This window comes from Enterobacter cloacae complex sp. I2 (assembly GCF_014896205.1).
Classification (GTDB): domain Bacteria; phylum Pseudomonadota; class Gammaproteobacteria; order Enterobacterales; family Enterobacteriaceae; genus Enterobacter; species Enterobacter quasihormaechei.
Window position 1 is genome coordinate 148542 of sequence record NZ_JADBRA010000001.1, and the last position, 20772, is coordinate 169313.

At 58.4% G+C, this 20772-nt stretch carries 20 protein-coding genes and 1 pseudogene; 10 read left to right on the forward strand and 11 right to left on the reverse strand.

Annotated features, from left to right (window positions below):
- Positions 1 to 77: 77 nt before the first annotated feature.
- The 5 genes and pseudogenes from IM300_RS00790 (at position 78) to IM300_RS00810 (ending at position 5750) form a co-directional block, all read left to right on the forward strand.
- Positions 78 to 1481 carry a TolC family outer membrane protein gene (locus tag IM300_RS00790; protein ID WP_063865314.1) on the forward strand — a complete coding sequence of 468 codons (1404 nt, stop codon included), beginning with the start codon at positions 78 to 80 and terminating at the stop codon, positions 1479 to 1481.
- On the forward strand, positions 1478 to 3670 hold the full coding sequence (locus tag IM300_RS00795; RefSeq protein WP_131636265.1) for a type I secretion system permease/ATPase: 2193 nt from the start codon (positions 1478 to 1480) through the stop codon (positions 3668 to 3670). The genes IM300_RS00790 and IM300_RS00795 overlap by 4 nt, the downstream gene beginning before the upstream one ends.
- Positions 3651 to 4850, forward strand: coding sequence for an HlyD family efflux transporter periplasmic adaptor subunit (locus IM300_RS00800; protein ID WP_063451808.1), 1200 nt, complete (start codon positions 3651 to 3653; stop codon positions 4848 to 4850). The genes IM300_RS00795 and IM300_RS00800 overlap by 20 nt, the downstream gene beginning before the upstream one ends.
- Before the next feature lie 250 nt (positions 4851 to 5100).
- Positions 5101 to 5392: pseudogene (locus tag IM300_RS00805) on the forward strand (type II toxin-antitoxin system RelE/ParE family toxin).
- 10 nt (positions 5393 to 5402) lie between these two features.
- Complete coding sequence (locus IM300_RS00810; protein ID WP_107533573.1) at positions 5403 to 5750, forward strand: HigA family addiction module antitoxin; 348 nt, start codon at positions 5403 to 5405, stop codon at positions 5748 to 5750.
- A gap of 50 nt (positions 5751 to 5800) precedes the next feature.
- Here IM300_RS00810 and IM300_RS00815 read toward each other — a convergent pair whose 3' ends face one another.
- Together IM300_RS00815 and IM300_RS00820 are read right to left on the reverse strand one after the other, a co-directional pair.
- On the reverse strand, positions 5801 to 6982 hold the full coding sequence (locus IM300_RS00815) for a PLP-dependent aminotransferase family protein (RefSeq protein ID WP_193034862.1): 1182 nt from the start codon (positions 6980 to 6982) through the stop codon (positions 5801 to 5803).
- Positions 6983 to 7002: 20 nt separating this feature from the next.
- Entirely contained in the window at positions 7003 to 7890 is an 888-nt protein-coding gene (locus tag IM300_RS00820) for a LysR family transcriptional regulator (RefSeq protein WP_193034864.1), read from the reverse strand.
- Between the two features lie 97 nt (positions 7891 to 7987).
- Here IM300_RS00820 and IM300_RS00825 point away from each other — a divergent pair, with 97 nt between their 5' ends.
- Positions 7988 to 8590 carry a short chain dehydrogenase gene (locus tag IM300_RS00825; protein WP_193034866.1) on the forward strand — a complete coding sequence of 201 codons (603 nt, stop codon included), beginning with the start codon at positions 7988 to 7990 and terminating at the stop codon, positions 8588 to 8590.
- On the opposite strand, the gene IM300_RS00830 is transcribed toward IM300_RS00825, so the two are convergent.
- From IM300_RS00830 to IM300_RS00860, 7 genes are all read right to left on the reverse strand, one after another.
- The gene (locus tag IM300_RS00830) at positions 8587 to 9318 is read right to left on the reverse strand and encodes a bifunctional 2-polyprenyl-6-hydroxyphenol methylase/3-demethylubiquinol 3-O-methyltransferase UbiG (protein WP_193034868.1); all 732 of its coding nucleotides are present in this window, start codon (positions 9316 to 9318) and stop codon (positions 8587 to 8589) included. The genes IM300_RS00825 and IM300_RS00830 overlap by 4 nt on opposite strands.
- A 126-nt stretch (positions 9319 to 9444) precedes the next feature.
- On the reverse strand, positions 9445 to 10824 hold the full coding sequence (locus tag IM300_RS00835) for an amidohydrolase family protein (protein ID WP_193034870.1): 1380 nt from the start codon (positions 10822 to 10824) through the stop codon (positions 9445 to 9447).
- 1 nt (position 10825) lies between these two features.
- Positions 10826 to 11782: a carbamate kinase family protein gene (locus tag IM300_RS00840; RefSeq protein ID WP_193034872.1), complete on the reverse strand. Its 957-nt coding sequence runs from the start codon at positions 11780 to 11782 to the stop codon at positions 10826 to 10828.
- A complete protein-coding gene (locus IM300_RS00845; protein WP_088204888.1) occupies positions 11779 to 13329 on the reverse strand; it encodes a xanthine permease in 1551 nt (516 codons plus the stop codon). The genes IM300_RS00840 and IM300_RS00845 overlap by 4 nt, the downstream gene beginning before the upstream one ends.
- An 11-nt stretch (positions 13330 to 13340) precedes the next feature.
- Positions 13341 to 14756 carry a DUF1116 domain-containing protein gene (locus tag IM300_RS00850; protein ID WP_193034874.1) on the reverse strand — a complete coding sequence of 472 codons (1416 nt, stop codon included), beginning with the start codon at positions 14754 to 14756 and terminating at the stop codon, positions 13341 to 13343.
- Entirely contained in the window at positions 14756 to 16297 is a 1542-nt protein-coding gene (fdrA, locus tag IM300_RS00855; protein ID WP_193034876.1) for an acyl-CoA synthetase FdrA, read from the reverse strand. The genes IM300_RS00850 and fdrA overlap by 1 nt, the downstream gene beginning before the upstream one ends.
- A gap of 106 nt (positions 16298 to 16403) precedes the next feature.
- On the reverse strand, positions 16404 to 17009 hold the full coding sequence (locus IM300_RS00860) for an ankyrin repeat domain-containing protein (RefSeq protein WP_193034878.1): 606 nt from the start codon (positions 17007 to 17009) through the stop codon (positions 16404 to 16406).
- 319 nt (positions 17010 to 17328) lie between these two features.
- On the opposite strand from IM300_RS00860, the gene IM300_RS00865 reads away from it, so the two are divergent.
- Positions 17329 to 18258, forward strand: a complete 930-nt coding sequence (locus tag IM300_RS00865) for a LysR substrate-binding domain-containing protein (RefSeq protein ID WP_063869462.1) — start codon at positions 17329 to 17331, stop codon at positions 18256 to 18258.
- Here IM300_RS00865 and IM300_RS00870 read toward each other — a convergent pair.
- Entirely contained in the window at positions 18255 to 18413 is a 159-nt protein-coding gene (locus tag IM300_RS00870; protein ID WP_003862203.1) for a YqaE/Pmp3 family membrane protein, read from the reverse strand. The two genes, IM300_RS00865 and IM300_RS00870, sit on opposite strands and share 4 nt — an antisense overlap.
- A gap of 178 nt (positions 18414 to 18591) precedes the next feature.
- Between IM300_RS00870 and IM300_RS00875 the strand changes: the two genes are divergently transcribed.
- A complete protein-coding gene (locus IM300_RS00875) occupies positions 18592 to 19110 on the forward strand; it encodes a rhodanese family protein (RefSeq protein ID WP_193034880.1) in 519 nt (172 codons plus the stop codon).
- A gap of 82 nt (positions 19111 to 19192) precedes the next feature.
- Positions 19193 to 19372 carry a hypothetical protein gene (locus IM300_RS00880; protein ID WP_063451827.1) on the forward strand — a complete coding sequence of 60 codons (180 nt, stop codon included), beginning with the start codon at positions 19193 to 19195 and terminating at the stop codon, positions 19370 to 19372.
- Between the two features lie 37 nt (positions 19373 to 19409).
- Here IM300_RS00880 and stpA read toward each other — a convergent pair whose 3' ends face one another.
- Positions 19410 to 19814 carry a DNA-binding protein StpA gene (gene stpA / locus IM300_RS00885; protein WP_063869457.1) on the reverse strand — a complete coding sequence of 135 codons (405 nt, stop codon included), beginning with the start codon at positions 19812 to 19814 and terminating at the stop codon, positions 19410 to 19412.
- A 496-nt stretch (positions 19815 to 20310) separates the two neighbouring features.
- On the opposite strand from stpA, the gene alaE reads away from it, so the two are divergent.
- Positions 20311 to 20760 carry an L-alanine exporter AlaE gene (gene alaE / locus IM300_RS00890; protein ID WP_063869455.1) on the forward strand — a complete coding sequence of 150 codons (450 nt, stop codon included), beginning with the start codon at positions 20311 to 20313 and terminating at the stop codon, positions 20758 to 20760.
- The last annotated feature ends 12 nt before the right edge of the window (positions 20761 to 20772 follow it).

The following is a 20772-nucleotide window of genomic DNA, read 5'->3' on the forward strand; positions in this document are numbered from 1 at the left end:
CACGTGCAATAAATGACCCGGGCGCGCAGCGCCCGGGCATAAACAATAAAGCAGTACTCTTTTATTAGGGACAAGACATGGGAAAGAAGATGCCTTACTGGTGGCTCTCGTGCTGCCTGATATCTGTGCCCGCTATCGCGGCAAACCCTGCGGCGATGATTAATACCGGACAATTACGCGAAACGCAGGAACTCCCCTCGTTAAACGGTCGCGTGGCGCCCGTTGCCGGCAAGGCCGCCCCCGGCACGCTTCAGCTGGACGAAGCCGTTAACCGCGCCGTGACCTGGCATCCGGCCATCAGTGAAGCCGTCGGCAAGCTCTATCAGCAGAGCGAAAATGTGGACGTCGCCAAATCGAAATATTACCCACAAATCAACGCTGGCATGGATAACGGCTATACCCACGACGGCGACGATAACGGCTTTACCCCCTCGCTGGTGCTTTCCCTTTCGCAGATGCTCTATGACTTTGGCAAAGTCGCCAGCCAGGTGCGCGCTGAAAACGCGGGCGTCGCCCAGCAGCAGGCTAACGTGCTGGTAAGCATCGACACCATCGCCCACGATACCGCCATCGCCATGGTGCAGGTGCAAACCTGGCAGCAGATGGTCGAGACGGCCAAAGAACAGCTGGACGCCCTGACCTCCATCGGCTCGCTGACGAAGCTGCGTAATGACGAAGGCGCCACGTCGCTCTCTGACGTGGTGCAGACTGACGCCCGTATCGAAGGCGCGCGCGCGCAGCTGATGCAGTATCAGGCCAGCCTCGACAGCTCGCGCGCCACGCTGATGAGCATGCTGGGCTGGGACAGCCTGAACGCGGTCAGCAATGAGTTTCCGCAGAGCCTGGCCCGCAGCTGCGACATCGCCGAGCCGGACGATCGTCTGGTGCCCTCGGTGTTAGCCGCCTGGGCGCAGGCCAACGTCGCGCAGGCTAACCTTGACTACGCCAACGCGCAGATGACCCCTACCGTCTCGCTGGAGCCGGAGGTTCGCCACTATCTTAACGACCGTTACTCCGGCAACGAAACCCGCGACCGCACCCAGTACTCCGCGTGGGTAAAGGTGCAGATGCCGCTCTATCAGGGCGGCGGCCTCACCGCCCGGCGTAACGCCGCCGGACACGCGGTGGAATCCGCCCAGTCCACCATTCAGCGCACCCGTCTTGAGGTGCGGCAAAAGCTGCTGGAGGCGCGCAGCCAGGTGATGAGCCTGATGAGCACGCTTCAGATCCAGGGCCGTCAGGAAGCGCTCAGCGCCCGCACTCGCGAGCTGTATCAGCAGCAGTATCTCGATCTCGGTTCCCGCCCGCTGCTCGACGTGCTCAACGCCGAGCAGGAGGTTTACCAGGCGCGCTTTACCCAGCAGCAAACCGCCGGACAGCTGCATCAGCTTCAGCTGAACTGCCTCTACCAAACCGGACGCCTGCGTCACGCGTTCGATCTTGAAAACCGCACCATCCAGACCGTGGAGATCCAGCCATGAAGCAACGCGATATCCCACAGGGTGAAAACATGACGGATGAGGCGCTGGAGCAGTGGGCGCAGGCGTTTGGCTATGTGGCGACGCGCTATCGCGTTGCCTGCTCGCCAGGCTCGCTCGTCGCGGGCGCGCCGTGGCTGAAAGGCAAACCGATGGTGCCCGCGCTGACTCAGCTCGCCCGTGAAGCCGGGCTGACCTTCCAGCTGCTGACGGCCGATCAGCAGTCCATCAACAGCTGGCGTCTGCCGGTGGTGGTGGAGCTGAACGACGGCAAAATCGGCGTGATCGACAATTTCGACGGCGAGGATACGCTGGAGGTCAGCTTTTTCGACGACAACACGCACACCAACCGCCTGTCGATGAGCGCGATGCTGCCCGCCATCCGCCACGTTATTGCCCTGCGTCCGCTGGCGGCGCTGAAGGACAGCCGCGTGGATGCCTATATCTCAAAATACCGCCCGGACTGGCTCTACCGGCTGGTGATGCGCGACCTGCGCCCTTACAGCTGGGTAATGCTGGCGGCGCTCTTTATCAACGTGCTCTCCCTTTCCGGCATTGTGTTTTCCATGCAGGTGTATGACCGGGTGATCCCCGCCCAGTCCTACCCGACGCTCTACGTGCTGACCATTGGGGTACTGATCGCCACGCTGTTTGGCTTTGTGTTGCGCGTGGCGCGCGGGCACATTATGGATCTGCTGGGCAAGCGCTCGGATCTGCGCGTGTCGGATCGCGTGTTTGGCCACGCGCTGCGGCTGCGCCACAGCGCCATTCCGCGATCGACGGGAAGCTTTATCTCCCAGCTGCGCGAGCTGGAGCAGATCCGCGAGATGGTCACCTCCTCCACCATTTCCACCATCGTCGATCTGCCGTTCTTTATCCTGTTCGTGATCGTACTGGCGATCATCGCCCCGCAGCTGGCGTGGATCGCCCCGGTCGCGGCGCTGATCATGGTCCTGCCCGGCCTGCTGCTGCAAAAGAAGCTGGCGGAGCTGGCGAAGCAGTCGGCGCATGAATCCACCCTGCGCAACGCGGTGCTGGTGGAGAGCGTGCAGGGGCTGGAGGACATCAAGCTGATGCAGGCGGAGAACCGCTTTTTGCAGCAGTGGAACAGCTATATCCAGATCACCGCCGAATCCGGTCTGCGCACCCGCGAGCTGACCCAGAACCTGATCAGTTGGGGGATGACCATCCAGAGCCTGGTCTATGCCGGGGTGATCGTGGTGGGCGCGCCGATGGTGATCGACGGCACCTTAACCACCGGTTCGGTGGTGGCCGCCTCGATGCTGGCCTCGCGGATGATCGCCCCGATGGCGACGCTGTGCGGCGTGCTGGCCCGCTGGCAGCAGGTTAAGGCGGCCAAAGAGGGGCTGGACAGCATTATGCAGCTGCCGACCGAGAACCAGCGCGAAGAGACACCGATCCGCCAGGACGTGCTGCGCGGTCACTATCTTTTCGAGCAGGCGCAGTTCCGCTATCACCCGGAAGATCCGCGCATGGCGCTGCGCATTAACCGCCTGGAGATCAAAGCGGGCGAAAAAGTGGCGATCCTCGGGCGCAACGGCGCGGGGAAATCAACCCTGCTACAGGCGATGGCGGGTGGAATGGATCTGGCGGGCGGCGAGCTGCGGCTCGACAACCTCAGCCTGCCGCATCTGGACGTGGCGGACGTGCGGCGAAACGTCGGCTTTATGACCCAGAACGCGCGGCTGTTTTACGGCACCCTGCGCGAAAACATCACGCTCGGCATGCCCCGCGCCACCGACGAAGAGATCTTCGAGGTGCTGGAGATGTGCGGCGCGGCCAGCTTTGTGCAGAAGCTGCCAAAGGGGCTGGATTACCCGATTATGGAGAACGGCGTCGGGCTGTCCGGCGGGCAGCGGCAGTCCATTCTGCTGGCGCGGATGCTGCTGCGCGACCCGAATATCGTGCTGATGGACGAACCGACCGCCTCCCTGGATGAACACACCGAGCGGGAATTTATTCAGCGTCTCGGGGCGTGGCTTGGCAACCGTACGCTGGTGGTTGCTACCCACCGCGTGCCGGTGCTGGAGCTGGTGGAGCGCGTGGTGGTGCTTAAAGACGGCATGCTGGTGATGGACGCGCCAAAAGCGCAGGCGCTGAACAACAGCCGTATGCAGCAACAGCAGCAGGCAACCGGACGGGAGTGGAAAAATGAAAATCAGTCAGCGTGACGTCGCCGCAGTAGAAGATCTGGATAACGCGCTCGATTCCGAAAGCGGTTATACCGGCGCCCGGCGCATCGTTTTCTTCTCCCTGGTGATGTTTGTGGTGCTCGGCATCTGGGCGTGGTTCGGGGTGCTGGACGAAGTCTCAACCGGCACCGGAAAAGTGATCCCCAGCTCGCGCGAGCAGGTATTGCAGTCGCTGGATGGGGGGATCCTCACCGAGCTGAACGTGCACGAAGGCGATCAGGTGCAGGCCGGACAGGTGCTGGCGCGGCTGGATCCTACCCGCTCGGAATCTAACGTTGGCGAAAGCGCGGCGCGCTACCGCGCGTCGCTGGCCTCCAGCGCGCGCCTGTACGCCGAGGTCAACGACCTCCCGCTGAAATTCCCCCCTTCGCTGGCGAAATGGACCGACCTGACCGCCGCCGAAACGCGGCTCTACAATTCGCGTCGCGCCCAGCTGGAGGATACGCAGCGTGAACTCCGCTCCGCGCTAGCGCTGGCCAATAAAGAGCTGGCGATCACCCAGCGGCTGGTAAAAACCGGGGCCGCAAGCCACGTGGAGGTGCTGCGCCTGCAACGGCAGAAAAGCGACCTGGAGCTGAAGCTCACCGACGTGCGTTCTCAGTATTACGTGCAGGCCCGTGAAGCGCTGTCGAAGGCCAACGCCGAGGTGGACATGGTGTCGGCGATCCTGAAAGGTCGGGAGGATTCCGTTACCCGCCTGACGGTGAAATCGCCGGTGCGCGGGATCGTGAAAAACATCAAGGTGACCACCATCGGCGGCGTTATACCGCCCAACGGCGAGCTGATGGAAATTGTGCCGGTGGACGATCACCTGCTGATTGAAACCCGCCTCTCGCCGCGCGACATCGCCTTTATCCACCCTAATCAGGAGGCGCTGGTGAAAATCACCGCCTACGATTACGCGATTTACGGCGGGCTGCACGGGGTGGTGGAAACCATTTCGCCGGACACCATTCAGGACGAAGCGAAGCCGGAGGTGTTCTATTACCGCGTATTCATTCGCACCAGCCAGGATTATCTGGTGAACAAGGCGGGCAGGCATTTTTCGATTGTGCCGGGGATGATTGCGACGGTGGATATTAAGACCGGAGAGAAAACGGTGCTGGATTATATGATTAAGCCGTTTAACCGGGCGAAAGAGGCGCTGAGGGAGCGGTAATTAAACGCCGGGTGGCGGCTACGCCTTACCCGGCCTACATTCTCGTAGGCCCGCGCAAGCGCAGCGCCGCCGGGCATTAATCCGCACGCAAGACGTGGAATCCGCCTCGAAGAATTAACCTTTAGTCATGCATCACACTTCCCTTCAGCCATGACCAGGGTAATATTACTCGCAAACAAAACGCACTTGCGCACAGTGCAGGAGTGCATTACTATCCACATAGCTTCATGGACTGGAGCTCATAAGCACTATGATTAATCATTTTCGTGATCAATGGTTTAAGGATTTTTTTCTGTATGGGAAATCCAGCAATGTGATCCCTTCTAGCCTTGAATCAGCCTTAGCGAGGAAGCTGGATATGATCAACGCTGCCACCTCGCACCGGGATCTGAGATCCCCGCCAGGCAATATGTATGAATCGCTGAATCCCCCGCTTGCAGGGTACTCGGCGATTCGCGTGAACAGGCAATACAGGTTGGTGGTCAGAGGGCAAAGCAGACGATCTCTACCTCTCTCCGCACAAGTACACGCCATACAAATGAGGCATTACCTATGACTCTTCAACAGGCACTACGCAAACCCACCACGCCGGGCGACGTGTTGCAGTATGAATATCTTGAGCCGCTCAATCTGAAAATTAGCGATCTTGCGGAAATGCTTAACGTGCACCGTAACACCATCAGTGCTCTCGTTAATAATAATCGTAAACTGACGGCCGATATGGCATTCAGACTGGCCAAGGCATTCGATACCACCATTGAATTCTGGTTGAACCTACAGCTAAACGTCGACGTCTGGGAAGCGCAAACCAATTCCCGGACTCAGGAGGAGTTGAGCCGTATAAAGACGGTCGCGGAAATTATGGCAAAAAGGAAATCAGGCCAGCCGGATGTGGCCTGATCGGTCGTTTACCCCGGTACGATATTGACCGCACCGGGTTTCACGCGTATTTACAGGGAGATTTTCAGGCGTCGAACCGCTTCTTTCAGCTGCTCATCCGTTGGGGTGACGAATGACATGCGCAGCGTTGTCTGGTCCGGTTCGTTGCAGTAGAAGAACTCACCCGGCACAAACACCACGCCGTTGCTCAACGTTTTTTCCAGCCATTTCGTCGTATTCATGCCGTTGTTCATTTTTGCCCACAGGAACATCCCGCCCTTCGGCTTGTGGAACGACATCACGTCGCCCAGCTCGGCTTCCAGTTCCGTTGCAAACGTCTGGTATTTCTGGCGATAGGCCTCGCGGATCATTTTAATCTGGTTCGCCAGACGCCCGGTTTTCAGATACTCGTAGGTCATCAGCTGCGACAGCGTGCTGGTATGCAGATCGGTGGTTTGCTTGAGGTTCACCACCGCGCGCTTCAGCCATTCCGGCACCAGCACCCAGCCCACGCGGGTGCCCGGTGCGAGGATTTTGGAGAAGGTAGAGGTGTACACCACGTTATCCTCATTGCCGATATCTTTCGCATGGGCAATCAGCGGGCGGAACGCTTCGTCGGTGTAATTGATCTCGCTGTACGGGTCGTCTTCGATAATCACGAAGTCGTAGCGCTTCGATAATTCCACCAGCTGTTTACGGCGCGCTTCGGAGAGCGTCACGCCGCCGGGGTTACCGAAGGTTGGCACGATATAGACCGCCTTGATGGTTTTCTTCGCCACCAGCGCTTCCAGCTCATCCATTTTCATGCCGTCGCCGTCGGTGCCGACGGATTCAAAATTCGCCTGTGCCAGGCCAAAGACCTGCAACGCGGCGAGGTAGGTAGGACGCTCAACGACGACCGTATCGCCTGGGTTAATTAACGCACGCGCCAGCACGTCCAGAGACTGTTGCGAGCCCGAGGTGATGACCACGTCATCGGCTTTACAGGCGATGCCGCGTCCTTCGCAGATACGCTGGATCTCTTCGCGCAGCCCCGGGACGCCTTCCGTCAGGCCGTACTGGAACGCTTCGCCAAAATGCTGAGACAGCACGGCATCAGCAGCGATTTTTAAACCTTCGTGATCGAACAGGTCCGGGTTGGGAATACCGCCACCCAGCGAAATCACGCCTGCCATTTTGCTATGTTTTAATAGTTCACGAATGGCAGAGGATTGCAGGCCCTGCGCGCTGCTGGCGAGTTTGTTTGCAGACATTCTTTGCTTACCTTCTTTTTTTATAGTGTGCCCAATCTTAGCAGAATATGCGCAATAAATTCCGTTAGCTTAGGCAGCGGACGCAAATCCTGACGCCACAGTAAATGCACCGGCCTCGGCGCGGGTGTGAATGCCTCCAGCACCCGTACCAGCCTGCCGCTCGCCAGCTCTTCCGCCACCAGCACTTCCGGTTGCAGCAACAGTCCAGCCCCGGCTCGCGCCGCCATGCGTAACCCGTAACCGTCATTGCACCTTAAGACGGCATCCCGCTTCCAGCGCACTTCGCCTTCAACCCCCGGCAGCCGCCACTCGTTGCGCGCCGTCCATACCGTGTGCGACAGGCACAGATGATCCACCAGATCGGCTGGCGTTTGCGGCGTACCGTGGCGCGCCAGATAATCCGGCGCGGCGCAGATCGTCATGTTGTAGGGACACAGGTATTTCGCCACCAGATCGTCATGACGTATCTCACCGATGCGAATGGCCAGATCGACCCCTTCTTCTACCAGATCGACCATTCGATTGGTGAGATCCAGCTCGATGCGCACTTCCGGGTAGCGCTGTAAAAACGAGGCGGTCAGGGGCGCGATAACGCAGCCGCCAAACGATGTGGGGGCCGTCACGCGCAGGGTGCCGGCAGGTGCGGCACGCAGACGTTCAACCGCGTTTTCGGCAATCGAGACCTGCTCCAGCACGCGCCTTGTCTCTTCGTAATAAACGCGTCCGGCATCCGTCAGGCTCTGGCGGCGGGTGTTGCGCTCCAGCAGCCGCGTGCCGAGCTGCGATTCCAGCTGTGCAATATACTTCCCGACCATCACCGCCGACATCTCCAGCCGCGACGCCGCGCCGGTAAAGCTGCCGCTCTCTACCACCGCGATAAACGTCTCCATTCCGCGAAGCTTATCCATATTCCAAACCTTTGGTTAGTAATCATCTAACTTTAGCCCAGTTTATCTGACTTTTTATTTATTAAAGAATGAGGGCTTACAACATGAGGAGTCGGATATGAAAATCGTCATTATTGGTGCCAGCGGTACGGTCGGTCGTGCAGTCGCAGAAGAGTTAAGCCAACGCCACGAGACGATCCGCGTGGGTCGCACGCAGGGCGATCGTCAGGTGGATATCACCTCTCAGGCGAGCGTACAGGCGCTGTTCAAAAAAATCGGCCCGGTGGATGCGATCGTCTCCGCAACCGGAGGGGTGCACTTCGGCCCGCTCGCAACTATGACCGACGGCGAGTTCAACCAGGGCTTGCAGGATAAGCTACTGGGGCAGGTTCGTCTGGCGCTGACCGGCCAGCACTACCTGAACGAAGGCGGTTCGATTACGTTGATAAGCGGGATTGTGGCGCACGAGCCGATTGCACAGGGCGTCAACGCCACCACGGTAAACGCGGCGCTGGAAGGGTTTGTCCGCGCCGCTGCCTGCGAACTGCCGCGCGGTATTCGCATTAACCTGATCAGCCCGACGGTGCTGACGGAATCCGCCGAAGCGTATGAGGGCTTCTTCCCCGGCTTTGAAAGCGTTCCCGCCGCGAGCGTGGCGCAGGCCTACCGCCGCAGCGTGGAAGGGGTGCAGAGCGGTCGGGTATATAAAGTCGGTTATTAAGCCTTACGGGCGGCGATGAGCACCAGCATCGGGCGCTCCGCCTCTTCAGCCAGCGCGGGCCAGGCGTCAACCTGCGCCTGCGTTGGCCCCCACTCATTGACTTCACTTATCGTTAATCCCGCCTTGACCAGCGCGTTGAGGACCGTACCCAGCGTGCGGTGATATTTGATGACCCCCTCTGCCAGCCAGTTGCTGACGCGCTTGCCTTCGTCCTGATAATGGTTAACGCCCCAGAACCGCTCACCGTTGTCGTCGGTGAGCCAGCCCTGACGGGTGGCGCAGGTGTAAATCGGGTGCTCCATCGAGAAGACCAGGCTGCCGCCGGGTTTGAGCGCGCGCTGGACGTTGGCGAATAATATGTCCAGTTGCGGCAGGTAGTGCAGCGCCAGCGAGCTGTAGACCAGATCGAGACGGTTTTCGCGAAGCTGAAGAGAGTCGAGATCGCGACGCTGATAGTGAATCTGCGCGTCATCCGTCAGTTCAGCCGCGCGGGCCAGCATTTTTTCTGAGATATCGACGCCCGTAACGTCGCAAGCGCCCAGCTCGCGCGCCACGCGGCAGAACCAGCCGTAGCCACAGCCGAGATCGATAACCGATTTTCCGGTTAAATCCGGCAGCATCGCCTTAAGCGCAGGCCACTCCGGTGCGCCGTCCAGCCCCTGCACCGAGCGCGGAAGCTGAGCGTAGCCTTCGAAAAATGCCGGATTGTCGTAGATGTTTTGTGCCATGGCAGATCCCTCTTTAAGAATGTGCCTGGCAGTATACTGCATTGTCGGGTGGCGGCTTCGCCTTACCCGACCTACAAAATCTCCGAACCGTAGGCCGGGTAAGCGAAGCCGCCACCCGGCTCGCTTTTAGCCAACAACGCCCCAGACAAGGTTCCCCTTGTGGAACGTCGCGGTGCGCGGAGAAATGCGCGCCACCGCCTCGGCGGAGCAGGAGGCGTCCACCAGCACAAAGCTGGCGTCATCCTGCGCTTTCGGCCATACGCGTTCACCTTTATCGTTCAGCGGCAGCACGTCGCCGGTGGCGATGCCGAGCGCGCGGGAGAGCGTCTGCTCGTTCGGGCGAATATAGAGCTGGGCATACAGATTAGCTTTCTCCAGCATGTCTCCCAGACCGTACGGCGACCAGTGGTCGATCACGCTGTCGGTGCCCGTCATCACGAACACGCCCTTCTCCCGCAGCTGCTTCAGCGGCATGTGCAGGGTGCCAATCGGCACGGTGGAGGCGATGGTCACCTGCTGCGCCGCCATGCGGGTGGCTATCTCATCCACCTGCTGCTCGTTGAGCGTCGCCAGCGCGAAGGCGTGGCTGATGGTCAGCTTCCCCTTCAGCTCCGGCGTTTTCTCCACGGTTTCCACCATGTAATTCACCGCCGCCACGCCCGCCGGGCTGGTTTCATGCAGGTGAATATCCACCCCTTTGTCGTAGTCCAGCGCAATCTGGAACATGGTATCGAGCGATTTTTCCATCGCGCCGTCAACGCTGGTTGGGTCCAGCCCGCCCACGTAGTGCGCCCCGGCCTGCATCGCCTCGCGCATCAGCTTTTCAGAGTTGGAAAGCAGCAGACCGTGCTGCGGGAAGGCAACGATTTCGCAGTCGAAACCTGCGCTGCGGCGCGCCAGCACCGCCTGCAAATTCTCCAGGTTTTTCAGGCCGGAAACCGGCTCAATATTGCAGTGGCTGCGGGCAATCGTGGATCCTTTCGACTGGATCAGGTCGATCAGCTTTTCCGCGCGCGCCTGAGTGTAAGGCTGTAACTCCGGCAGCAGCTTCTGTTCCAGGCGGATCATATCCTGAATAGTGGTTCCCGCCGGGCGGTTGAGCGACCGCCACGGGCCGCCGTAAAAGGTTTTATCCAGATGAATGTGCATGTCGCGCATCGCCGGAAGCATCAGTTTCTTACCCGCGTCGTAGTGCGGCAGCGCGGCGTCGGCGTGGCTGTTGTTATCGCGAAGGGCGACGATTTTACCGTCTTTGATCTCCAGCGTTTTCAGCTCGGTGCGAGTGCTTGTCGCCACGCTGCCGTCGACGTTGAACCCGGCCTCCAGCAGCACGTTGTCCAGATAGTAATGTTTTGCGGTGATGTTCATCGGTTTCCCCGTCTCGCAGGTTGCCTTTGCAGAGTCGGCAGCATACGCGACGGAGCCGGTTGCGCCAAACAGCGCGCAGGCGGTGACCATTTTGCCGCTCTGGCTGATAAACTCGCGGCGGCTTTTGTTTTCACTCATCTTATCTTCCTTCATTAACAATGTGGGTACCCGTTTCACCGCGCAGCGCCGCGGGCAGGCAGTCCGGCGAGGTGATGATCACACGCCTGCCGCCGTGGCGTAAAAACGCCAGCGAGGCGACGATTTTGGGCAGCATGCTGCCCGCCGGGAAGTGGCCTTCGTTCATGTAGCGCGTCATCTGCGCCACGCTGACGGTGTCCAGCGCCTGCTGGTCTGGCTTGCCGAAGTTAACGCAGACTTTCTCCACGGCGGTGGTTATCACCAGCACGTCGGCGCAAATCTCACGGGCCAGCAGCGCGGTGGAGAGATCTTTATCGATAACCGCATCGACGCTCTGATAGTCCCCCTGCTCGCTGCGCACCACGGGAATGCCTCCGCCGCCCGCGCCGATGACTACAAAACCCTTCTGCGTTAGCGCCTTAATCGCATCCGCCTCGACGATGCGCAGCGGCTGGGGTGAGGCCACCACGCGGCGATAGCCCCGGCCTGAATCCTCGACAAAATGCCAGTCCGAGTACGCGAGCTGTAGCTCGTCGCGCTGCGCCTCGCTGAAGAACGCGCCGATCGGTTTTGTCGGGTGCGTAAAGCCGGGATCGTTTTTATCCACCTCCACCTGGGTAACGACCGTGACCGCCTTCTGCTCGCCGCGCGCCGCCAGGCGGTTGTTGAGCGCCTGCTGGATCAGGTAGCCGATACCGCCCTGGGTATCCGCCACGCAGTTTGCCAGCGGGGTCAGCGGCAGCCCTTCCCGCTCGTGGGCGATCTCGGCGCGGCGCAGATCCAGCCCCACCTGCGGACCGTTGCCGTGGGTGAGGACGATGTCATAGTCGGAGGCCAGCATTTCGAGCACCGACTCGGCCACCGCTTTGACCGCCTGCGCCTGATGTTCAATCGACTGGCTGGCGTTGTCTTTGATGATGCTGTTGCCGCCGATGGCGACAACCATAAGCTCTTTCATACGTTTTCCTTCGCAACAGTAACTTCAGCGCTCGCAACTTCGCGGCTGTCGAGGAAATGTTTCACCACAAACATCCCGCCCATCATCAGGTAGGCCGTGACGAACATCAGGGAACTGCCCTCGGCAAAGCCCACCACCGGCGCGTGGATCACGCCAAACAGCGCCAGCAGCGCCCCACCTGCGGCGGCGGCGGCCCCGCGCAGCGGCTTGTTAATGATGGCGAAGATAGCGATACAGCCCCAGAGCATGCTGGCGAGCGGCGCGCCGTTGCCGAGGTGCATTAGCCCCTCGTAGTAGATCCCTTTGCTGTGCAGCACGTCGGTGCCAATTTTCGCCGCGCTGGTTCCCGCCGCGCTCATCACGCTGTTCATCATGGTCAGCGCCCAGTTAGCGATCCACGGGAACAGGCAGATAAAGATGACGGGCACCTCCACTTTCGGCGTTTCCCGCACCACCTGGTTGGCGGTGACGACGCCGATAAACACCAGAATCGGCACGATAGCGGTCATCGGTATGATGGCGAGCATAAACGCCCCCAGCCCGAACAGCGGCACGATAAACATGGTCACGCCGGACGCCAGCGTGTAGCCGATGCTCGCCCCCATCGCCTTCCAGCCGGGATGGCCCACGTAGACCGTGACCGGGAACGGGTTGCCCATCAGGCAGCCAAGCATGGAAGCCAGGCCGTTTGCCAGCATTACCTTGCGGGTCGGGTACTCATCCCCCGCCGCGTGGGCGCTTTCGATGTTCTCCAGGTCAAAGATGTAGTTCGCCAGCCCCAGCGGCACAGCGGACGCCAGATACGGCAGCGCGTGCGGCAGGCCCTGCATAAAGCTGTCCACGTGAACCTCAGGCGGGTTAAAGCCGAAGGAGGACATAGACGCCTTGATGGCATCCGGGCTTTGCAGTCCGGAAATCCACGCTAATGCCGTTCCGGCAATCAGCAGCAGCAGGCCGGTCGGGATTTTGGCGAAAATCGGCTTTTTACCGAACCAGTTAATGAAGATCAGCAGCAGGACGATGAACGACACGGTGGGCGCTTCGAACGCCTGCAACATTGGGTTCATCGCCAGCAGCAGCAGGCCAAGACCGGACAGGCACGACAGCAGCACGGTACGCGGGATCATCTTGCGAATGGTCTCACCCAGGAACGAGCCGCCCGCGAGGATCATCGCTTCCACAAAGCACCACACCAGGCCAATCTGAATCGCGAAATCCGCATCCCCGGTTTGCTGGTAGACGGGCATCAGCACCAGGAAGGTCACGGTAAAAATCGAGGGTGCGCTCGGGCCGGACGGCAGCGCGGTGACGTCCGTACGTCCGGTGGCGCGCGCCATTTGCAGGCCAAACCATGTGTAGCATAAGCTCGCTACCAGCACCGCCAGCCCGAAGGCCGGCGCGATGCGTCCATAAACAATCTCCTTCGGGATGCCGACGACAAAAATGAGCAACCCCATCATGGTCAGCAAATTAGTCAGGTTGTTGGTCATCAACCCGAAATAGGCCGCCCAGTCACCTCTTTTCCACTCCAGTTTCATGTTTTTCATGGATGCATACCTTATAGAACGTAGCGATCGCGGAAGGTCAACAGCGCCTTTTCAAAACAGCTAAACGGCGGGTGAACGATGCCCGCCCCAATCATGCCGATGCCCGCGTCCTTGTGGGCTATGGCGGTATTGATCACCGGCAGAATGCCGCTGCCCGCCACTCTGGTGATGTCGATGGCGGTTGGAATGCCCATAAACGACAGCAGCGGAATGGTGACGTTCGGGTTCTCGCCGAGGGTGATTTCGCGCATCTGGCGCGAGAAGTCGATGGCTTCCTCCACCGTGCCGCCCACCAGCGCAACGATGGCCGGTGCCGTCGCCATCGCAAAGCCGCCGATGCCGTAGGTTTCGGTGATGGCGCTGTCGCCAATGTCCAGTCCGGAGTCTTCCGGCTTATAGCCTGCGAACATCGGGCCAATCACCTGCTGCGCCGGACCGGTAAACCACTGCCCCGGCAGGCCGGAAACGCGCAGGCCGAACTCGTAGCCGTTGCGCGCCATGGTAGTCACGACGGTGCTGTACTCAATGCCGTGGGCGGCATCCAGCGCGGCCTTACACATCGCCATCCACGTCGGGCCGGAGAAGTAGTCGCTGCTGGCGACAAATTCGAACACCTCACGCTGCTGCTCCACCGGATAGCCCGCCTGGATCAGCCCCGGCGTCAGGGTCTGGATCAGCAGCGTGGTGCCCGCGTTGTTGCGGTTGTGGCACTCGTCGCCCATGTGCAGCGCCTGGGCCAGCATCAGGCGCAGGTCGATTTCGCCGATGATATTCATCGCGTCGCGCAGCATCGGGCCGAGCACGTCGCGCATCCAGTTCAGGCGGTCGATCACGCTCTGGTCGTTAGCCCCCATGCGCAGGATCTTCGCCATCTGCTCGCTGAGGTTGGTGAACGCCCGGTTGCCGTAGGTTTTGTTCTCAACGATGTGCATAAACATCGAGGCGGAGGTGACGCCCGCCATGGAGCCCACGCAGTCGTGCTCGTGGCACGGCGAGAAGGTGATGTCGCCTGAAGCCGCCAGCCTTGCGGCGTCCTCCAGATCCGTCGCCAGCCCTTCATACACCAGCGCACCGGTAACCGCGCCCTTCATCGCCCCGCACATGTTTGCCCAGGAAACCGGCGGACCGGCGTGCAGAATGGTGGTGCGGGTCATGCCCGGCACCACGTTAATCGCCTGGTCATAGCCCACCAGCACCGGATGGGACTGAATAATGCGCTCAAGGGCGATTTTGTTCGCGGCGGCGATCTTCTCCGCCAGCGGTTTCTCTGCCAGCTGGTCGAGCGCCTCCACCACCTGCATATTGCCCTGCCCCGGCGGCGTCCAGTCGAGCTGGGTCACGGGAACGTGCTGCTTTTTGAGGTCGTCGCTGAACATCGCAATGCCGACGTTAATGACGTTAAGCGGCTGGTTGAATAAAGTGGTCATTATGCTTTCTCCCCTTTGCAGACAAATTCGCGTGCCAGTAATCCGGTGTTGGTGCTGCTGCTGGCCCAGATGACGCCTGCGTCGGTCAGCCGCTGGCACTGCTGCGCCAGCGACTGCGGATCCTGGTCGGTGCCGAGCACGTAGCCGAGGATCTCCAGCGGACGGTTATCGGCTTTCGCAATGGCCTGTGCCTCTTTGATCGCCTCGATCATCACCCCCACCGGATCCTCGTGTGCGCCAAAGCCGAGCACGAAGTCCATGACGATGACGCCCACCTGCGGATCGCGCGCCTCCTGTAGCAGGCGGCTGATGCGGTTGGTCGGGTCAATCATTGGGTGCGGTTTGCCGTTGGTGAAGTCGTCGTCACCGAAGTCAAGGAAGGTGTGGGCCTGGCTGACGCTGATGTCCTTCAGGCGCTTAGCCGGATCGGGCTGGATATTGCTCCAGACATCGTCGAATTTCGCAAGCGCCGCGAACATCGCCTCATCGCACAGGGTGCCGCCGCAGAACAGGCCGCGAATGTACTTCTGCTGCGGCGTCAGGCGGGCGCGCACATCTTCAATCAGCGGCCAGTTGAGCGGATGTAAATCCAGCGACTCTTTTTTAACGCCGGTGAGCAGCACCGCTTTCAGCGCCGCCTCTTTGGTGCCACGGGCAAACTGCAAGCCGTCTTCATCGGCGGGCGGGTCGTTGCGGCCAAGGAAACAGACGACCACGGGCTTGCGGCAGGCGCGCGCGCGGGCCAACACTTTCCCGGCCACCGCGGGTGCAGGCGGCTTGGAGATGAGCGCAATCACCTGGGTGCCCTCATCCGCCTCAAGCATGTCGATGGCGTCGAGCATCATCAGGCCGCCGATTTTCTCGCTGAGATCGCGCCCGCCGGTGCCGATCAGCTGCGACACGCCGCCGCCGAACTCGTGAATGCGTACACTCAGCTCCTGGCTGCCGGTGCCGGAGGCGCCCACAATCCCAATCGGCCCGCGACGCACCGCGTTGGCGAAGCACAGCCCCGCACCGTTGATGATGGCGGTCCCGCAGTCCGGCCCCATCATCAGCAGCCCTTTCTCATGCGCCAGCTGCTTCAGCGCCAGCTCGTCGTCCAGCGACACGTTATCGGAAAAGAGCATGACGTTAAGATCGTTTTCCAGCGCCTGACGCGCTTCGCGGGCGGCAAAGGTGCCGTTGACGGAAATCACCGCCAGGTTGCTGTCCGGGCGATGGGTTTTGGCACTGGCAATCGTCGCGTAGCGTGCTTCGTGGCCGCCGCTGCTCGCTTTGCGGGTAAATAAGGCCTTTATTTCCGCCAGCGTTTCATCGTTCGCCGCGTCGCCTTTAATCACGATCATCAGGTCGCCATTTTTGGCTTCTGCTAATTCCGGCGTGAGCAGCCCGAGATTTTTCAGAACGCCTTTATTCATTTCCGTCCCCATCGCCACAAATGCCTGTTCGACGCCCGGCAGTTTATTGGCTTTGGTGGAAACCGACATTAAGGAAACCGAATCGAAATACGTGTTCTTTTTTATGACGATTTTGGTTGGCATTATTTTCACCTGTTTAAGATAAAAGGGGGCCGCCGTCGTGCTAAAAGCACGTCGGTAACTATGCGTTTTTGATTAATGGCCAGCCGGAAAAGGCTGGCCAATTGCGCTATGCACCTGCCGCCAACAGCAGGTCTGCTATCGCGTTGAAGCCTTTTTCCCGCGCCAGTTCGTGCGGGGTTTTGCCGTATTTATCGGTCATGTGCGGATTCGCGCCGTGGTCCAGCAGCAGCTTCACAATTTCCTGCTGCTTCGCGCCGCCGTCATTCAGCACGATGGCTTCCAGCAGCGGCGTCCAGCCGACAAAGTTGGTGTGGTTGACGTTAATATCGGTTTTTTCCAGCAGCTCGCGCACGATTTCAACGTGCCCTTTTTCACTGGCAGGGGTTATACCCACGCCGCCAAAACGCGTCAGACGGTCGAGATCCGGATCCGCTGGAAGAACAATGCGCAACAGGGTTAAATCATTGGTCAGGCAGCTAATCAGGAAGGGGTTAAAGCAGGTCTGGTCCTGTTTATCAATATCCGCCCCAGCGGCAATTAAAAATTCCACGCAGGCGTAATGCTTTTTGAGGCTGGCAATAATAATGGCGGTTCTTTTCTGGCGGTTGGTCGCGTTAATATCCACGCCTTTCTTCAGGCAGGCTTTTAGCGCATCGATATTGCCCTCTTCTGCCGCCAGCAGAAATTCTGTAACCAGTGCAGTTGCAGACATATTAAGACTCCCTATGTGTCACTTCTGATGACCTGAGAATAGCAACAGGCTGTTCATAAAAGAATCCGCTTAAAAATGATTCATCGACACGCAATTCATTGTTGAGTTAAATTCAACGGTCAGGCAAAAACGTGCGTCTGTGCAACCTTTTTCTTATGTTTTACCGCGTTCAGGCACCTCAGGCTGCATTATCCTTATGGCTGAAAAAGCCTTACATGACGCGGATCTGCGTGAAAAGCCAGAACTGTGACCGGCATCAAATTTGATGTAACGTCGTTGTTAAAATATGTTCAAAACTGATGGCTGAGGATGCTGTGATATGAATTCCATCTTTACCGAAGAGAATTTGCTGGCCTTCACCACCGCGGCGCGTTTTGGCAGTTTTAGCAAAGCTGCTGCCGAGCTGGGCGTGACCACCTCCGCCATCAGCTACACCATTAAACGCATGGAGACCGGGCTGGACGTGGTGCTGTTTGTACGCAACACGCGCAGCATTGAGCTGACCGAATCCGGCTTTTACTTTTATCGTAAAGCGACCGACCTGCTGAATGACTTTCACGCCATCAAGCGCGGGATTGATACCATTTCGCAGGGCATTGAGACGCGGGTGCGCATCTGCATTAATCAGCTTTTGTATACGCCACGCCATACCGCGCGTTTGCTCCAGGTGTTGAAAAAACAGTTTCCCACCTGCCAGATCACGGTGACGACCGAGGTGTACAACGGCGTCTGGGATTCCATCATTAATAATCAGGCCAACATTGCCATTGGCGCGCCGGATACGCTGCTGGACGGCGGCGGGATCGATTACACCGAAATAGGCGCAATCCGCTGGGTATTTGCCATCGCCCCGACGCATCCGCTGGCGTTCGCCCCTGAGCCCATTTCTGAAAGTCAGCTGCGTCTGTATCCCAATATCATGGTCGAGGACACTGCGCACACCATCAACAAGAAGGTCGGCTGGCTGCTTCATGGCCAGGAGGCGATTCTGGTACCGGACTTCAACACCAAATGTCAGTGTCAGATCCTGGGTGAAGGTATTGGATTTTTACCGGAGTATATGACGCGGGAGGCGGTAGAGGACGGGCTGCTGGTGACGCGGCGGATCAATAATCCGCGCCAGGACTCGCGCATGCTGCTCGCCACGCAGCATGCGGCGACCGGTCAGGTCACGCGCTGGATCAAACAGCAGTTTGGCCCCGAGGGCGCGCTGACCCGGATCTACAGTGACTTACTGTGGCGTATTTAGCTTTTCGTCTGAACCCAAAACGCGTGGATAAGGCCCGGGAAGTAACCCAGGATGGTCAGAAGAATATTCAGGATAAACGCCCAGCCCAGTCCCTTGCCAAGCAGCACGCCCAGCGGCGGGAGAATAATCGTAAAAACAACACGCCAAAAACCCATAAAAACTCCGTGCAAGCTAACCAATTGAAAAGTATAAAAGACACAACTCTAAGCGTAGCCAGTTTACGGGTAACTGCCATTCGGCACTCGCGCTTTTACCTGCCTTTACCCTCTTTACACTGGCTTAAACCTTGCCTTAAATGCTCTACTGTTCTGAAAATGACCGTAAGGAAACACAATGTCCCTTCCCCTTATTACGCCCCGGCAGGCAAGCACGATGATTGCAGAGGGCGCTAAACTCATCGATATTCGCGACGCCGACGAATTTGCCCGCGAGCATATTCCGGCGGCGCACTCCATCCCGCTGGATTCGTTACCCGGCGGGCTAAACCCAGCGCCGGGAGAAACGGTGATTTTCCACTGTCAGTCCGGCGCGCGAACCTCAAACAATGCCGCTCGTCTTGCCCGGGCTGCGTCCCCTGCAAACGCCTTTGTGGTTGAGGGGGGTATTCAGGGCTGGAAGCAGGCCGGGCTGCTGACCGTTGAAGACAGATCGCAACCCCTTCCGCTGATGCGTCAGGTGCAGATCGCCGCCGGGCTGCTGATCCTCTGCGGTGTGGTGCTGGGCTACAGCGTCTCCAGCGCCTTTTTCCTGCTGAGCGGTTTTGTGGGCGCCGGGCTGCTGTTTGCCGGTGTGACGGGTTTTTGCGGCATGGCGCGACTGCTGAAAGTGATGCCGTGGAACCGGCGTACCTGATAAGGGGTATTTGCAAGATTAGACTGTACCCCGCCCCCGGACGTGGGCTATGGTGAAGATCATAACAACGTTAGGAGGTGCTATGTTTTCTGTCGGCGATTATGTTCAACCGCGTCAGGGCGGTCCGAAACTGAAAGTACTCGAAGTGAATGGTGAAAATATTGTGGCCGTACAGGCCAGCAATGAGCAGGGCGAGAAATATAACCTGAAAGCGGCGGACGTGGTTCTGTACTCCGAAGAAGGTGACTTTGGCGTCTGCTGAGTCAATAACCGGGCGGAATACACCGCCCGAATTATCATCAGATCAGGAAATCGTCCAGAGATTTACCGTTTGCCAGCGCGTTCGCAATGGGCTTTGGCGTACGTCCCTGACCGGTCCACGTTTTCTCTTCACCGTTCGCATCGATGAAACGATATTTCGCCGCACGCGCTTTACGTTTTTTAGCCGGCTGGCCCGCATGAGCCAGTTCACCGCCTAACAGATCGCTCGGGGAAATACCGTCAGCCTTCATCAGTTCCAGCAGAGCATTAATTTTTTCCTGCTGCTCAGCGCGTTGACGCTCTAATTCAGCCTGCTCGCTGCGTTTTTCTTCCGTGACCATCCGGACTTTTTCCAGCATTTCTTCCAGAACATCCATGGATAATTCACGCGCCAGCGCCCGGAGCGTACGGATATTATTAAGATTCTGTAACGTTAAAGCCATAATAATGAGAAACCTTTCTTCGTGTGTATAACATAAATCAGGCAACAGAATAATTGATTTTTGTTCTGATATCTACCCATCCTGTCGTTTTGACATTATTGTAAATGTTTTAGAATATCCCGTTAATATAACCCGGAATTATCCGTCAGTTATAATGCGTAATATACCGTCCTGCACCTGGTCAAAAACGCCTGTTTAAAACCGTTCAAAAAACCGTCCTTAAACGCTCGTACAACAAACGTTTCACGCATGCTCAGATAAGCTAATCGTTTGATTTCTTTTAACAAAAACGTTGATGGGAAAGAAAATAACGAAGCGCGCAAAAAACAGACGACTTTAGAGAATTTTATGGACAAAGCGCCAATAAATAAAGATTAATCACTACTTGTTAGTTAAAAGCCAGAGAGATACGCTATACACTCAAAACAAACCAACCTAAAGCACTAAACGCCGCAGGTAAAACGCCACTTTTTTGTCCTGTTCGAGGAGTTCAGACATGTTCTCACCGCAGTCTCGCCTGCGCCATGCGGTAGCGGATACTTTCGCGATGGTCGTTTACTGTTCCGTCGTGAACATGCTGATTGAAATATTTCTGTCGGGAATGTCCTTTGAGCAGTCCCTCTCGTCGCGCCTGGTGGCCATTCCGGTGAATATTATGATCGCCTGGCCGTACGGACTGTATCGTGATGCGGTGATGCGTTATGCCCGGCGTATTAGCCCGGCAGGTTGGGTAAAAAACCTTGCTGACGTGCTGGCTTATGTAACGTTCCAGTCCCCGGTATATGTGGTTATTTTGCTGACGGTGGGCGCAGACTGGCATCAAATCGCCGCCGCGGTAAGTTCGAATATCGTGGTATCAATGCTGATGGGTGCGGTGTACGGTTACTTTCTGGACTACTGCCGTCGCCTGTTTAAAGTCAGCCCCTATAGCCAGGCCAAAGCGTAAGGTGAGGCGACT